The following is a 13,020-nucleotide window of genomic DNA, read 5'->3' on the forward strand; positions in this document are numbered from 1 at the left end:
CCGGCCGCGCTGCGTTACTGGCGAAGGGAGGAAAGCCAATCGGCGAAGCGGATGACGCCGAGGCGCGGATGGTCGCCCGGCGTGAGCGATCGGTCGTCCAGCTCCGCGCCGAAATAGCGGGCGTGGATATCGGCGACGACCTTGCGCGGGTCGTTGATCGCGGCGAGGTATCTGCGGCCGAAGTCGTCGAGGCTGAGCTGCTCCGGGCCGGCCAGTTCGATGATGCCGTCGATCGGCGGGGCCAGCGTCACGGCGGCCAGCGCGGCAGCGACATCGTCCGCGGCGACCGGCTGAAACAGCGCCGGCGACAGCCGGGCGACTTGTCCATGCGTGGAGGTCGCGACGATATCGTCGGCAAATTCGTAAAACTGTGTGGCGCGGAGGATGCTGTAACGACGCCCCGAATTCCGGATCAGACGCTCTTGGGCGAGCTTGCCGCGGAAGTAACCGCAATCCGGAAGGCGATCGGTCCCGACGATGGACAGTGCGACGTGGTGCTGTAAGCGCGCGGCGATTTCGGCCGCAAGGACATTGCGGGTGGACCTCGTGAAGAATTCCAGAACCGCGCCGTCCTCGAACGACGGTGAATTGGCGACATCGACGACAACGTCCGCGCCCGACAGCGCGAAGTCGAGCCCGTCACCGGTGACGGCGTCGACACCCGTGCGGGGGGAGGCCTGAACGACATCGTGCCCCTTGCGGCGCAGCAAGCCGGCAAGCTTGGTCCCGATCCGGCCTGTGCCCCCGACGACAACGATCTTCATGCTGATTTTCCTCGACTTTTCCAGCCGGAGACGGCCTTATTGCGACGGCGAGGATGAGCTGATGCGGGCAGGAAAGCCTTGCGGACGGGCTGAATCGGCCTTCAATTCTCATTGGATTTTCGTCCAAGCGGAGCGGCTTTGCGTTTCCTGTTCGAAGATTTTTGCCTGGATGCGGAGCGGCGCGAGCTGACCCGTGGCTCGCAGCTCGTCGCGGTCGGGCCGAAAGTTTTCGACCTTCTGCTCTACCTGGTCCGCAACAGGGATCAGGTGGTGACACGGGACGATCTGCTGACCGCCGTCTGGCAGGGTCGCATCGTCTCCGAATCGACATTGACGAGTCACGTCAACGCCGTGCGCCGGGCAGTCGGAGATAGCGGCAAGGAGCAGCGCCTGATCCGGACGATTTCGCGCAAGGGAATGCGCTTCATCGGGCAGGTCCGGCAGGACGAGGTGTCCGCCACCGCCGTAGACGCCCGATCGCATTCTTCGGCGGGCGACCAGCGGCCGACGCTGTCACTCCCGGATGCTCCCTCCGTCGCGGTGCTGCCGTTTCGTAACCTCAGCGGCGATCCCGGGCAGGACTATTTTGCGGACGGCGTCGTCGAAGACATCATCACTGCGTTGTCGCGGATCGGCTGGCTGTTCGTGATCGCCCGCAATTCGAGCTTCACCTACAAGGGACGCACCGTGAATGAGCAGCAGGTCGGCCGCGAGCTCGGCGTGCGCTACGTCGTCGAAGGCAGTGTGCGGCAGTCCGCGAACCGGGTACGCATCACCGGGCAACTCGTGGACGCGACCACCGGCACTCATCTGTGGGCGGATAGGTTTGAAGAGACGATCGACGACCTTTTCGAGCTTCAGGACCAGATCGCAACCAGCATCGTCGGCGTGATCGCCTCACAACTCGAGCGCGCGGAAATCGACCGCGCCCGGCGAAAGCCGACGGGGAATCTGAGCGCGTATGATCACTATTTGCGCGCGATGCCGCATTTGCACCGCGGGACGCGCGACGCGATCGACGAGGCTTCGCTTCTGTTTCAGAAAGCGCTTTCGCTCGATCCCAGTTTTGCCTCGGCCCATGCGATGGCGGCGTGGTGCTATTGCCTGCGAAAGATCAACGGCTGGATGACCGATCAGTCCCTGGAGTTCGCCGAAGGGATCCGGCTGGCTCGTTCGGCGATCGAATTGGGCAGGGATGACGCCGTCGCGCTGACCCGCGCGGGGCATACGCTGGCCCATCTGGACGGTGATCTGGAGGGCGCGGTTGCATTGCTCGACAGGGCGCTGCTGCTCAACCCCAATCTGGCGGCGGCCTGGTTCTTGGGCGGCTTCCTGCGGGTTTTGCGCGGTGATCCCGAGAGCGCTATCGATTTCTTCACACGTGCGATGCGATTCAGCCCGCTCGATCCAGAGATGTTCCGGATGCAGGCCGGGATGGCGATGGCGCATTTGTTCGCGGAGCGCTTCGAGCTGGCTCTGTCCTGGGCCGAACGATCGTTCCGGCAATTGCCGAGTTCAGGGTTCGTCGTGCTGATCATCATCGCGTCGCACGCGCTTGCCGGGCGGATGGAGCAGGCGAAAGACGCAGCCGCGCATTTGCTCAAGCTGCATCCCGCGTTTCGGATGTCCAATCTGGAGAATTGGATACCGATCCAGCGGCCTGAGCATCGGGCTACGTTCAAGAAGGGGCTGCGGCTGGCGGGCCTGCCGGAGTGAGAGCGCAGCTTTACGACCCGTCAATCGATCGCTGAGGTGTGCTTCTGGCCTGAAGCTGACGATATCACTCATCGAAATGAGATGCGGTTTCTTGAGCACACCGGACATCGCGACGCTAGATCGAAGTGGACGATACGCCTTTGTACCGCCGTTCGCTTTCTCTTTCACTATCCACGAGTACGTCTGGCTATCGAGCGCCGCTGGGACCGGAAAATACTGCATTCATGGTCGCGTGATCGGGAGTGATGCAATGGAGGATCGAAAATACCTGACACCGGAGGAAGTCTCGGATCGCTACCGTGGCGCAGTGAGCGTCGGAACACTCCGGAACTGGCGAGCAATGCGCGTTGGGCCGGCCTTCGTCAAAATCGGGAAAGCGGTCCTATATCCGATTGGTGAACTCGACGCGTGGGACAAGAGAAACACGGTGTCCTGCCGTGCGCCAGGACGGTCGCCGGTGACTGGGCATGATCAGGCGTGATGATCACGATTTGTCGCGCGCTACCGTCCCCACTCTCCGTCCCCCGTTGATGGGGCATCTTCCAAAGTTCTCGTTCTGTCAGTTATTTAGCTGCGCCGTTGCGCTCATGCACAACAACCCCGCCGGCGACCCTCGACGTCGCAAACGGATGTGCAGACGAACAAGGCGTTCGTTCACATCGCCAGCCACTCGGCATTTCCGCGACACCATGACGGCCAAGAGCAGCGTCCCGACAAAGCTTCAATGCAGGACCGACAGTTTTCGGCGAGCGCCGGCGGCAATTTCGTGAGAACGAAAGCGAAAGAATAGTAGAACATGCGTGCACAGGATTTGCACACGCCCTTCACCTAACTATTTGATTTCAAAAAGCTCTCTGTCCAATCCATCATCGGCGCCACGGAGAAGCGCCAAGTCGTTGATTCCACTGTTTTATTCGAGACATCAGCCATTGGAAGTGTACCAGAGCCACCCGATCACCGCGCATTTACACCGGTTTCCACCGATTTCGACCCGTTTTTCGTGCGCAGCACAACAATGTCGGATCGGAGAGGATCGATGGTTTACCGAATTCAACCACAACGTTCCGCAGATCGCGGCTGCGTCTGGTCATCGCTCCCTGACGGGTCTCATGCGATACAACCATCTGCGCCGAGCCGCGTGCTCCCACAGCTTCTGTCAAACCACCGTCACGAAACACGAACACAAGGAAACGATCTCGACCTTGGCGGCCCATGCAGCCGAGCTTGATCCCGCGCCCGGAGCAGTATCCCGCACGGCGCGCTGCATCCGAAGACCGATCACGGGAATTGCAGGTACCAAATCTTGACCGAGGCACGCCACGCAGACCCGCGCGACAATGATCTGGTCGCGGAGAAGCAAGGCGCCCGGTCTTCCGGCGTCGATCTCGTCGCCCGCCAGAGCATGGCTCAGCTGAGAACGCTGAAGCTGCTGATTGCAGCATCCGGCCTCGCCGGGCTGGGCTATGAGATCGTCTGGACGCGCCAGCTCGCCCTCGCCTTGGGCACGGAGATGATGGCCGTGCTCGGCGCCATCGCAGGATTCTTCGCCGGGCTGGCGGTGGGCGCCTTCGTCCTCGATGGCCGGATCCGCCGCGCCGCCAATCCGCACCGGGTGTATGCCGTCCTCGAAACGGTCATCGGCGTGTGGGGGCTGTGTGCGGTCTGGCTGCTTCCCGCGTGCGCGCGCGCCCTCGCGCCGCTGCTCGGCACGGCGCCTTCCAACGTGTTGTTGTGGAGCGCGAGCTTCCTGCTGCCGACGCTGGTGCTGTTGCCGGCGACGGTGGCGATGGGCGGCACGCTGACCGCGCTGGAACGCATGACGTCCGCGGCGCATGGCACGCGGCCCGTCAGCGCCGGCGTCTACGCCGCGAACACCGCCGGCGCCGTCGCCGGCACGCTGCTGTCCACCTTCGTGCTGATCCCCGCGCTCGGATTGTCGGCGACGCTGCTTTGCCTGGCAGCCGTCAACGCGGCCTGCGCGCTCGCAGCGCTTCGCCTCGGCCGAGCCCCGCAGGTCGACGCTCGCGCGCGCGACGATCGCAGGCGTGCTGTCGCCGGCCTCCGCCTGACAGGAACCCTGTTCGTCACCGGCCTGCTCGGCATCGTGTTCGAAGTGCTGGTCGTGCGCCTGGCCGCGCAGATGATGCAGGACACGGTCTACAGCTTCGCCTGTCTGTTGGCCGCCTACCTGCTGGGCACTGCGATGGGCGGCATGATCTGGCAGCGCGTGGGGCACACGGTTGCGCGCGGCAGAACCGCGTTGATCAGCGGCACCGCGCTCGTCTGCCTCGGCACGGCGCTCGTGACGCCCTTGCTGGGCGGCCTCGCTGACAGCGCTGCGAGCCTCGGCGTCGTCGGCGAGCTCGGCATTGCGCTGGCGCTGTTCCTGTTGCCTGCGATGGCGATGGGCGCCTTGTTCGGCCAGCTCATGCAGGATGTCCGCAACGTCAGGGGATCGGTCGGCTGGGCCGTCGGCATCAACAGCCTCGGCGCAGCCATTGCGCCGCTGGTCGCGGCACAGCTGCTGATTCCCGCTTTCGGCACTTGGAGAGCATTGGTCCTCGTTGCCGTCGGATATCTTCTGCTGCTGCAGCCCCGACGCGCTGCGCTGCGCTGGGCGGCGGCGCCCGCTCTGCTTGCACTCGCGCTGTTGTGGCTTCCCGCCCCGCTGCTCATCAGGGTCCCGCCGGGCGGCAAGCTTCTGGCCGTGCGCGAGGGACCGATGGCGACCGCGAGCGTCGTCGACGACGCCTCAGGAGCACGCTATCTCGAGGTCAACGGCCACTTTCGCATGGGCGGCACCAGTTCGGTCCGATCCGATTTCCGCCAGGCCATGCTGCCGTTGCTCTTGCATCCAGCGCCGCGCAAGGCCCTCTTCCTCGGTGTCGGCACCGGCGCGACCGTGCTCGGCGCCGCGCAGATGCCGGATCTCGACGTGCGCGCGGTCGAACTCTCTTCCGAAGTCGTCGCGCTGCTGCCCTGGTTCGACAACCCCGCGGCCGAGAAGGAAAGGCCGCCGATCTCCGTTGCCGATGCCCGGCGCTTCATCATCGCCGATGACGGACGCTACGACGTGATCGTGGCCGACCTGTTCCACCCGGCGCTCGATGGCAGCGGCGCGCTGTACACGGTCGAACATTTCGCGGCCGTCAAGCGGCGACTGGCGGCCGAGGGCGTGTTCTGCCAGTGGCTGCCGCTCTATCAGCTCGATGCGCCGTCGCTGCGCGCGATCATCAGGAGCTTTCTCGCAGTCTTTCCACAAGGGTCCGCCTGGCTGAACCATTACAGCGTGCGCACGCCGATGCTGGCTCTGATCGGATCAGGCGCCCCGAGCCCGATCGCCCCCGAACTCGTCGCCGCACGGTTCTCCGACCGGAAGCTTCACCCGATCATTCAACCTCTCGGCTTCGATCAGCCGATCGACCTTCTGGGCCAGTATGTCGCCGGCGCGAAAGCACTCGCGAGCTTCGCCGGTCCGGGACCGCGCAACACCGACGATTTCCCATTCGTCACGTTCGACGCGCGCAGCAACGTCCACGCTCTCTCGGCGGCCCCATGGCAATTGCTGCTGACGGTCCTGAGCCAGACAAAGACCGACGCGGCCGATTTGCTGGAAGACTCGAAACGCGGAATGTGGGAGCAACGACTCGGCGCCTATTGGCGGGCCCGCAACCAATTCATCCAGGTCGGCGCGGCGCTGACCGGCGAACCGCGCGGGCCGGCGCTCATCGCAGCCGCCGCGCCCGGTCTCCTCGATTCCATTCGCGCCAGCGCCGAGTTCGAGCCGGCCTATGCGCCGCTGATGAGCATGGCAAAAGCGCTGCTTGCATCGGATCGCGCGGCTGCTGAACGCCTGCTTCGGGCAATCGACTCCGCCGCGCCGTCGCGACGCGAAGCGCGCGACCTGCTGTCGCGCGAGTTCGAACGATAGAGCGTCAGGACGCGAAGCTGACGCGGTAGCCCCAGCAATCCAGATGATCAGGAATCGCGTTGAAAGCGATCGTGATGCGTTGGTCGCCCTGATTGCGCGGCACCTCGTGGTAGAGATAGCTTGGGAACAGCACGAGATCGCCGGGCTCCGCCTCCGGCAGCACGTATTTGCCGGCATTGAACGGGCCGACCGCGGCGCTGCGCGTGTGATGGCGGAACGAGAAGTCGCTGCCGCCGGGCGGCCGCACGAACACGGTGCGGCTGCCGGGGTGAGACGGCGTCAGATAGAAGATGCCGGAGATGAAGCTGTTGGCGTGGGCGTGCAGGGTCTGGTTGCCGCCGGTCTCCAGCATGTTCGTCCACATCTCCTTGACCGTCCAGCGCAGCTTCTCGCCGAACAGCAGCTCGCCGAAATCGATCAGCTTGGGCACGGCGAGCTCGGCGATGGTCTGAAACAGATTATTGGCGCGGGGATCGGCGACCTCGGTGTGGAACAGTTGTCCGGACCGCAGGTTGTTCTCGATCTTCGAATGGCGGATGGCTGCCACCGCCGCGTCCTTGAGCTCGGCGCTCAAGAGCCCAGGCGAACGCAACAACGGTATCGGAAAAAGAGCTTCGATCTGGTCCATGTCTCAAGGCCTTGCACGCGCCGCAACGGGACCGACAATTTGCCGACTTGCATGACAGCCGGATGACGAGAGTGGAGACGCGGTGCGCGCCCGTCAGCGCGTCGGCATTTCGTCGGCACTGAGAATGTTGAGCCGCTCGCCGGGCCTCAGGCTGTGGGGCCGGTCGCGCACTTCCAGCACGGCCCTCTCGGCCTTCTCGACACAATCATCGAACTCGCCATTGCCGGCCTCGACCAGCGCCTGCTGAATGTCCCGCTCGGCGAAATAACGCGACACGTCGTCCGCCGGCAGGGTCGCCGCCTGTGCGCGGGCCTCCGCCACTGCGGCGTCGCAGACCTCCTGCGTCGGCTCCTCGTCATGCGCCGATGCGACTGCGATCGTGAGGACTAGAACGGCGAGACTCACGGCGGACAAACGCGACATCACCTCGACGAACCCCAGGGAAAAGCAGGTTTCAAAGACGAAGCGCCGGTTCGCAAACTGGCGCTCGGAGTGAGCAGGATCCGACGGGACGATATGTCCCGCCGGATTGGTGCCGATCAATCAGTCGCGGTTGAACGCCCAGCGACCCCAGTGGCCCCAGTGACCCCAGTGGTCCCAATCGTGCCAGTGGTGATGCTCGTGAGCCAGCTTGCGGGCCAGCTCCTGATTCTTTTCGACCAGCAGCTTGGGCGTGCTGTAGGTTCGGACGAAGATCGGGTTCGCGTAGAACCAGACGTTCGACCAGGCCTGCACGTCGTTGGTCACCTTCTTGACGCCGCCGACCGTGCCGAGGTGCGAGGGACATGCCGGATCTGTGCAACTGACGGTGGCGTTGTTGGCATCGAGCAGCGGATTGCCGGCGCTGTCGGACACGTTCGGAGTCGCCGGCGGGATGTTGGTGCCGCGGGCGCGGATGTAGAACGGTGTCTGGCCGGCGATGAAGGTGGTCGTGAAGCTGAGGCGGGTCGAACCGTCGCGCAGCTTGTGGCTCCGCATCTTGGTCGCCGGGATCTGCTTCGCGATCTTGGCCGACGTGTTGTAGACGATGGCCGCACCATCGACACCCTTGGCATTGGCCACCGCATAGCCAGGGGCGCCCGGCGCGATCGGACCGGTGATGTCGCCGGTAATCAGATCGACGTGGTCGAGATAGGGCTTGTTCAACGGCTGCTTGATGCCGACCGGCAGCAGCAGCGGGTTGTTGAAGCCGTACGGGCTGTTGTTGGAGGCCGGAACGGTCATCTCCATCTCGAGCGTGACCTTCTCGCCCGGGCGCACGACGAGCGTCTCGCCCATCGTCTTCCAGTCGTCGTCCCACTCACCCTTCGCACGGAACTCCATGTCGGAGCCGATGATGTCGGCGTTGACCGAGTAGGAATTACCCGAGCGCATGCCGTCGATGATCGACTGCTGGGAGAAGCGCCGCTCGTTCGGCACGTACAGCCTGGTGTACTCGCCGGGGATGAAGTCCGCCGTCGTGCCGGGATCGCGCGCGCCATAGACGCCGCGGCTGTGCCAGTCCGAACTCTGGAACAGGAAGAAGTTGCGGCCTTCGCCGAGCAGACCGTCCCACAGCCCGCCAACCTTGGCGGTGTAGACGCCCTGCATGCCGTAGGTGCCGCCGCCGACTGCGCCCGAGCCATAGGAGCCCGAGCCGCCGTTCACGCCGCCCTCGGCCATGTGACCCGGGGCTTCGATGCCGAACGCGACCGTCGGGCCGGCGTTGTTGAAGTCACGGAAGTGCTCGATGTTGTAGCCGGCCGAGCCGTTCGGATTGAACGGTCCCTGCCGCTCGGTATGGGTCGGCACAGCATAGGATTGCAGCGGGTGGTTCGCCTGCAGCCAGGCGATGCCGGCGACGGCCTTCTGGTGACCGGCCGTGCCGGAATTGTTGACATTGTCCTTGCCGGCCCAGACCGGGTTGTTGCTGGCATCGACCGGACCGATGGCGTCGGTGTCGGCGCGGTCGAAGCGATATTCGAACTCGGCCATCTTGTCGGCATTGCCGTAACCGCGCGGGTTCTGGCCGGCGATCACGGCGACGTCGCCATGCTCGTGACCGGGCAGGATCCACTCCAGGCCCTCGACCAGCACCTTGTTGTAGGTCGCGGTGCGATTGACGATGGTTGGGTACTCGATCTCTTTGATCGACTGCCAGCGCCACATCTTGGCGCCGGTATCGGTGCCGTTCGGCGTGCCCTTCAGGCTGGTGATCGTAATGCCGTCGATGGTCTTCCCGAGCGTCTGGCTCCAATACGTCGTCGTATTGTCGCCCGGGATGTTGGCGCTCGCATCGCTGAAGCGGCAATCGCGGTTGCCCGAACCGCCGTGGTTGCCGAGCGTGAACCAGTCGAGATCGAAATTGTTGCCGCCAGCCGCCGCGGTGCCCTTGCCGACCGAGCGGTCGATCGCATAGCCGGCAGCAACCGAACCGTCGGTGCAGGTGTTGTGGTTGTGCATGTCGCCCGCGACATACGGATTGTTCTTGGTCGTTTCCCCCCAACGCTCCCCAGCGTCGGCGCTCTGTGACAGGGCCAGCGAGACCGAGGCCGCTGTCAGCAGGATTGTCTTGGTAGATGGAACCATTATCGTCGCCCCTAAAGAATTCGATCGATCTCCAAACCGAGATGACAACGCGACCGATGCGCCGTCGTCATTCGCGGCGCGACCAAACCAAAACTCGGAGACAGTTTGTTGAAGGATTTATTTTTGCTGGCGTCTTCCCCACGAACATCGCGGTCGGCCGTCGTTGCGAAATTTTTGTGACACTGACGTTTGCCCGGTGACAACGGCAAGTGTGCCGTTGCATATACGCGCCGCGCAACGAGCGCGGTCCGAGTTGTAAAGAACGTATGTCAGCCCCTGCCATGTCGAATGCGGCGCAGACCTTCGAGAGCGCCTCTGCACGCTCCAATCAGCAAGATGGCAACAGCTCTTCCCCTGCGCGATCATCATCCGTGACCGCCCTGCGCCGGCTCAGCAGGGAGCCACTCCTGCACTTCCTCGTTCTCGGTGGCCTGATCTTCGCGGCCGATGCCATCATCCACCCGCCGGCGAAGGACGAGAAGGTCATCACCGTGACCAAGGCCCTGCGCCAGTCCTTCATCGACACGTTCGACGAGGACAAGCAGCGGACCCCGAGCGAGGCCGAGCTGCAGAAGATGGTCGAGGCCTGGGTCGCCAGCGAAATCCTCTATCGGGAAGGCAAGACGCTCGGCGTCGACCGCGGCGACGAGATGATCCGCGACCGTGTCGCGTTCAAGCTGCAATATCTGATCTTCGATCAGGTGCGCGTGCCACAGCCGAGCGAGGAGCAGTTGCGCGCCTGGTTCGCCGACAATCATGCCCGGTTCGACGAGCCCGAGCGTGTCAGCTTCTTCATGACGCCACCCAGCGACGAGGCGACGGCGCGGCGCTATCTGGACGACATTCGCGAGCAGCGCGAATCCGAGGAGCTGCGCGATCAGACGCGCGCGATTCTCGACCGACCGGTGCCGAGCCTGGCCGCCGGCTTCGGCGACGGCTTCAGCGACGGCCTGCTCAAGGCGCCCCTCCAGGAATGGACCCTGCTGCAGTCGAAGGACGGGTGGCACGTGGTTCGTCTCGACGCCCGGAAGCCGGGCGCTCCGGCGAAGCTCGAGGACATCCGCGCCGAGGCGGCCAAGATCTGGCACACCGAAGAGACACGGAAACGGGCCTGGGAGGCGGTGAGCCGGCTCAAGGCCAACTACACGATCAGGTACGAGCCGTGACCGGCGCGCGCGCCCTGATCGCCATCGTGCTCGCGCTCGCAGCGCTGCTGCCCGGGCGGCCGGCGGCTGCGCATCAGGCGACGATCGCCGTGCTCGAGTTTCGCGAGATGCGCCCCGGCGCGTATATCGGGCGATGGACGACCTTGCCGAAGGATGGCGTCAACCGCATCGATCTCAAGATGCCTCCGCATTGCTACCTGCGCCTGCCGGAGCTCAATTGCGGCGACAAGGGCCTCGTCGGGCAGATGACGATCGCCAATCTCGGCGAGGACATGTCGGCCGCCATCATCCGCGTGACGTCGCTCGCTGGAGAGACGCGCAGCTACACGATCTCTGCGGCCAATCCGGTCGTGACCGTGCTGGGCACCGATGCGCCGACGCTCGACACCTGGCTCGAGCTCGCCAAGACATACGTCAATCTCGGCATTGACCACATCCTGCTCGGCGCCGATCATCTGCTGTTCGTGCTCGGGCTGATCTGGATCGTCCAGGGCGGCTGGCGCCTGCTCAAGACGATCACGGCTTTCACGATCGGCCATAGCGCCTCGCTGGCCGCAACGGCGTTCGGATGGATCGGCGTCGCCGAAGGGCCGCTCAACGCCTGCATCGCGCTCAGCATCGTGTTTGTCGGCGTCGAGATCGTCAAACAGCAGCGCGGCGAGACCGGGCTGACCGCCCGCTACCCATGGGCTGTCGCTTTCAGCTTCGGTCTGGTGCACGGCATCGGCTTCGCCAGTGCGCTCGCAGGCCTCGGGCTCGAACGACGGATCCTGCCTGCGGCATTGCTCTTCTTCAATGTCGGCGTCGAGATCGGACAGGTCCTGTTCGTGCTGCTGGTGCTGGCGCTGATCTGGGCACATCGCCGCCTCGGCGCGGCGCTGCCGCGCTGGGGCGCCGAGCTGCCGGCCTATGCAATCGGCTCGGTATCGATGTTCTGGTTCCTGGGCCGCCTGGTGCGGGTTCTGGCGGCCGCATGATGACGAATGGGACGAACATGATCGCGCGCAAACTCCTGCACGCCGTGTTGGGTGCGGCGCTGCTCTCGCTGCTGACAGCGAATCCGAGCCTTGCCCACGAGCAGACGGGCGTCGGCGGCGGGCTCGCCAGCGGCCTGCTGCATCCCTTGACGGGGCTGGATCATCTGATCGCGATGGTTGCAGTCGGCATCTGGGGCGCGCAGCTCGGCGGCGCGGCGATCTGGATCCTGCCGGTCGTCTTCCCGCTGGTGATGGCGTTCGGGGCCGTCCTGGGAATCCTGAAGGTCGGATTGCCCGTCCCGGAGCTCATCATCGCGCTGTCGGCGCTGGTGCTCGGGCTCGCGGTCGCGATCCGCATCCGTGTCCCGTTTGCAGTTGCGGCCATCATCGTTGCGATCTTCGCCATCTTTCACGGCCACGCGCACGGCGTCGAGCTTCCGACGGCGGCTAATCCCCTGGCCTATGGCTGCGGCTTCGTGGTCGCGACCGGTCTTCTCCACGCCTGCGGCATCACCATCGGCGCGCTCGCGCGCTGGCCCGGCGGCGAGCGCATCATCCAAGGCGTCGGAGCAGCCATCGCCGCGCTCGGCGGCTACTTCCTGGTCGCGAGCCTCGGAGTCGCGGCATGAGCACGTACCGCCGGACCGCCCTGCTCGCATCGGCGCTGCTGCTGACGCAAGCGCAGCTCGCTGATGCCCATATCGTGTCGGCCCGGCTCGGCGACTTCTACGCCGGCGCCCTGCACCCGCTGCTCGCGCTGCAGGACGTCGTGGTCTGGGTCGCCCTCGGGTTGCTGGCCGGCTCGCTCGGTACGGCGAGCGGACGCTGGCTCGTCGTGGTGTTCCCGCTCGGCTTGTGCACGGGGCTTGCACTCGCCGCCGGCTCTGGCGCAACGGCGGTGTCTCCACTCGGCGATGCCGCGACCATTCTGATTCTCGGGCTGCTGCTGGCGGCGGCCTTGCGCATTCCCGTGGTCCTGCTGAGCATGATTGCATTCGTGCTCGGCGTGATGCGCGGCGCCGCCAATGCCGGCGAGCTCGTGCCGCAGACCGACCGCCTCCTCTATGCCGCCGGTCTCGCCAGTGCGGGCTACGTCACCATCACCCTCGTGATGGCGCTGGCGGTCACCTTCAGGCGTCCCGAGACCGAGCCGGTATCGAGCTGGCGCGGGATCGCGGTGCGCGCAGTCGGTGGCTGGGTCGCCGCAATCGGCCTGATGATGGCGGGACTATCGCTCGCAGCCTGAGCTGGCCTATGCTCGGGCGATCCG

The 13,020-nt window shown here is 65.0% G+C and carries 11 protein-coding genes; 7 read left to right on the top strand and 4 right to left on the bottom strand.

Translation table 11 applies throughout. The features are described 5' to 3' along the window. Window positions 1-14 precede the first annotated feature (14 nt). A complete protein-coding gene (locus tag QW887_RS24970; RefSeq protein ID WP_316170891.1) occupies window positions 15-764 on the bottom strand; it encodes an SDR family oxidoreductase in 750 nt (249 codons plus the stop codon). A 138-nt stretch (window positions 765-902) separates the two neighbouring features. Here QW887_RS24970 and QW887_RS24975 point away from each other — a divergent pair, with 138 nt between their 5' ends. From QW887_RS24975 to QW887_RS24985, 3 genes are all read left to right on the top strand, one after another. Next, on the top strand, window positions 903-2,480 hold the full coding sequence (locus QW887_RS24975; RefSeq protein ID WP_316164906.1) for a winged helix-turn-helix domain-containing tetratricopeptide repeat protein: 1,578 nt from the start codon (window positions 903-905) through the stop codon (window positions 2,478-2,480). Window positions 2,481-2,730: 250 nt separating this feature from the next. Next, window positions 2,731-2,961: a helix-turn-helix domain-containing protein gene (locus tag QW887_RS24980; protein ID WP_315726599.1), complete on the top strand. Its 231-nt coding sequence runs from the start codon at window positions 2,731-2,733 to the stop codon at window positions 2,959-2,961. 822 nt (window positions 2,962-3,783) lie between these two features. Further along, window positions 3,784-6,411 carry a spermidine synthase gene (locus QW887_RS24985; RefSeq protein WP_316195224.1) on the top strand — a complete coding sequence of 876 codons (2,628 nt, stop codon included), beginning with the start codon at window positions 3,784-3,786 and terminating at the stop codon, window positions 6,409-6,411. 4 nt (window positions 6,412-6,415) lie between these two features. Here QW887_RS24985 and QW887_RS24990 read toward each other — a convergent pair whose 3' ends face one another. The 3 genes from QW887_RS24990 to QW887_RS25000 all read right to left on the bottom strand — a co-directional run bounded on the left by QW887_RS24990 (window position 6,416) and on the right by QW887_RS25000 (window position 9,607). After that, a complete protein-coding gene (locus QW887_RS24990) occupies window positions 6,416-7,039 on the bottom strand; it encodes a 2OG-Fe(II) oxygenase family protein (RefSeq protein ID WP_315827812.1) in 624 nt (207 codons plus the stop codon). 93 nt (window positions 7,040-7,132) lie between these two features. Next, window positions 7,133-7,462 carry a hypothetical protein gene (locus QW887_RS24995; protein ID WP_315717488.1) on the bottom strand — a complete coding sequence of 110 codons (330 nt, stop codon included), beginning with the start codon at window positions 7,460-7,462 and terminating at the stop codon, window positions 7,133-7,135. A 120-nt stretch (window positions 7,463-7,582) separates the two neighbouring features. Next, window positions 7,583-9,607: a hypothetical protein gene (locus tag QW887_RS25000; protein ID WP_315827811.1), complete on the bottom strand. Its 2,025-nt coding sequence runs from the start codon at window positions 9,605-9,607 to the stop codon at window positions 7,583-7,585. 281 nt (window positions 9,608-9,888) lie between these two features. Between QW887_RS25000 and QW887_RS25005 the strand changes: the two genes are divergently transcribed. Genes QW887_RS25005 through QW887_RS25020 form a run of 4 tightly spaced genes read left to right on the top strand, consistent with a single transcriptional unit; the run spans window position 9,889 to window position 12,996 of the window. Beyond that, window positions 9,889-10,773, top strand: a complete 885-nt coding sequence (locus QW887_RS25005) for a peptidylprolyl isomerase (RefSeq protein WP_315827891.1) — start codon at window positions 9,889-9,891, stop codon at window positions 10,771-10,773. Then, window positions 10,770-11,750 (top strand): HupE/UreJ family protein, encoded by a 981-nt coding sequence (locus tag QW887_RS25010; RefSeq protein WP_315752558.1) that lies wholly within the window; start codon window positions 10,770-10,772, stop codon window positions 11,748-11,750. The genes QW887_RS25005 and QW887_RS25010 overlap by 4 nt, the downstream gene beginning before the upstream one ends. Window positions 11,751-11,767: 17 nt before the next feature. Further along, window positions 11,768-12,379, top strand: a complete 612-nt coding sequence (locus QW887_RS25015; protein WP_316195227.1) for a HupE/UreJ family protein — start codon at window positions 11,768-11,770, stop codon at window positions 12,377-12,379. Continuing rightward, window positions 12,376-12,996, top strand: a complete 621-nt coding sequence (locus QW887_RS25020; RefSeq protein ID WP_315717477.1) for a HupE/UreJ family protein — start codon at window positions 12,376-12,378, stop codon at window positions 12,994-12,996. Before QW887_RS25015 ends, QW887_RS25020 begins: the two co-directional genes overlap by 4 nt. Window positions 12,997-13,020: the final 24 nt, after the last annotated feature.

Source organism: Bradyrhizobium sp. SZCCHNRI3052 (assembly GCF_032484895.1).
GTDB lineage: Bacteria > Pseudomonadota > Alphaproteobacteria > Rhizobiales > Xanthobacteraceae > Bradyrhizobium.

Bases quoted from the DNA above. Each gene is read 5' to 3' on its own strand.
- QW887_RS24980 (WP_315726599.1), top strand. From the start codon at position 2,731: ATGGAGGATCGAAAATACCTGACACCGGAGGAAGTCTCGGATCGCTAC.
- QW887_RS25000 (WP_315827811.1), bottom strand. From the start codon at position 9,607: ATGGTTCCATCTACCAAGACAATCCTGCTGACAGCGGCCTCGGTCTCG.
- QW887_RS25005 (WP_315827891.1), top strand. From the start codon at position 9,889: ATGTCGAATGCGGCGCAGACCTTCGAGAGCGCCTCTGCACGCTCCAAT.
- QW887_RS24995 (WP_315717488.1), bottom strand. From the start codon at position 7,462: ATGTCGCGTTTGTCCGCCGTGAGTCTCGCCGTTCTAGTCCTCACGATC.
- QW887_RS24970 (WP_316170891.1), bottom strand. From the start codon at position 764: ATGAAGATCGTTGTCGTCGGGGGCACAGGCCGGATCGGGACCAAGCTT.
- QW887_RS24990 (WP_315827812.1), bottom strand. From the start codon at position 7,039: ATGGACCAGATCGAAGCTCTTTTTCCGATACCGTTGTTGCGTTCGCCT.
- QW887_RS25015 (WP_316195227.1), top strand. From the start codon at position 11,768: ATGATCGCGCGCAAACTCCTGCACGCCGTGTTGGGTGCGGCGCTGCTC.
- QW887_RS25020 (WP_315717477.1), top strand. From the start codon at position 12,376: ATGAGCACGTACCGCCGGACCGCCCTGCTCGCATCGGCGCTGCTGCTG.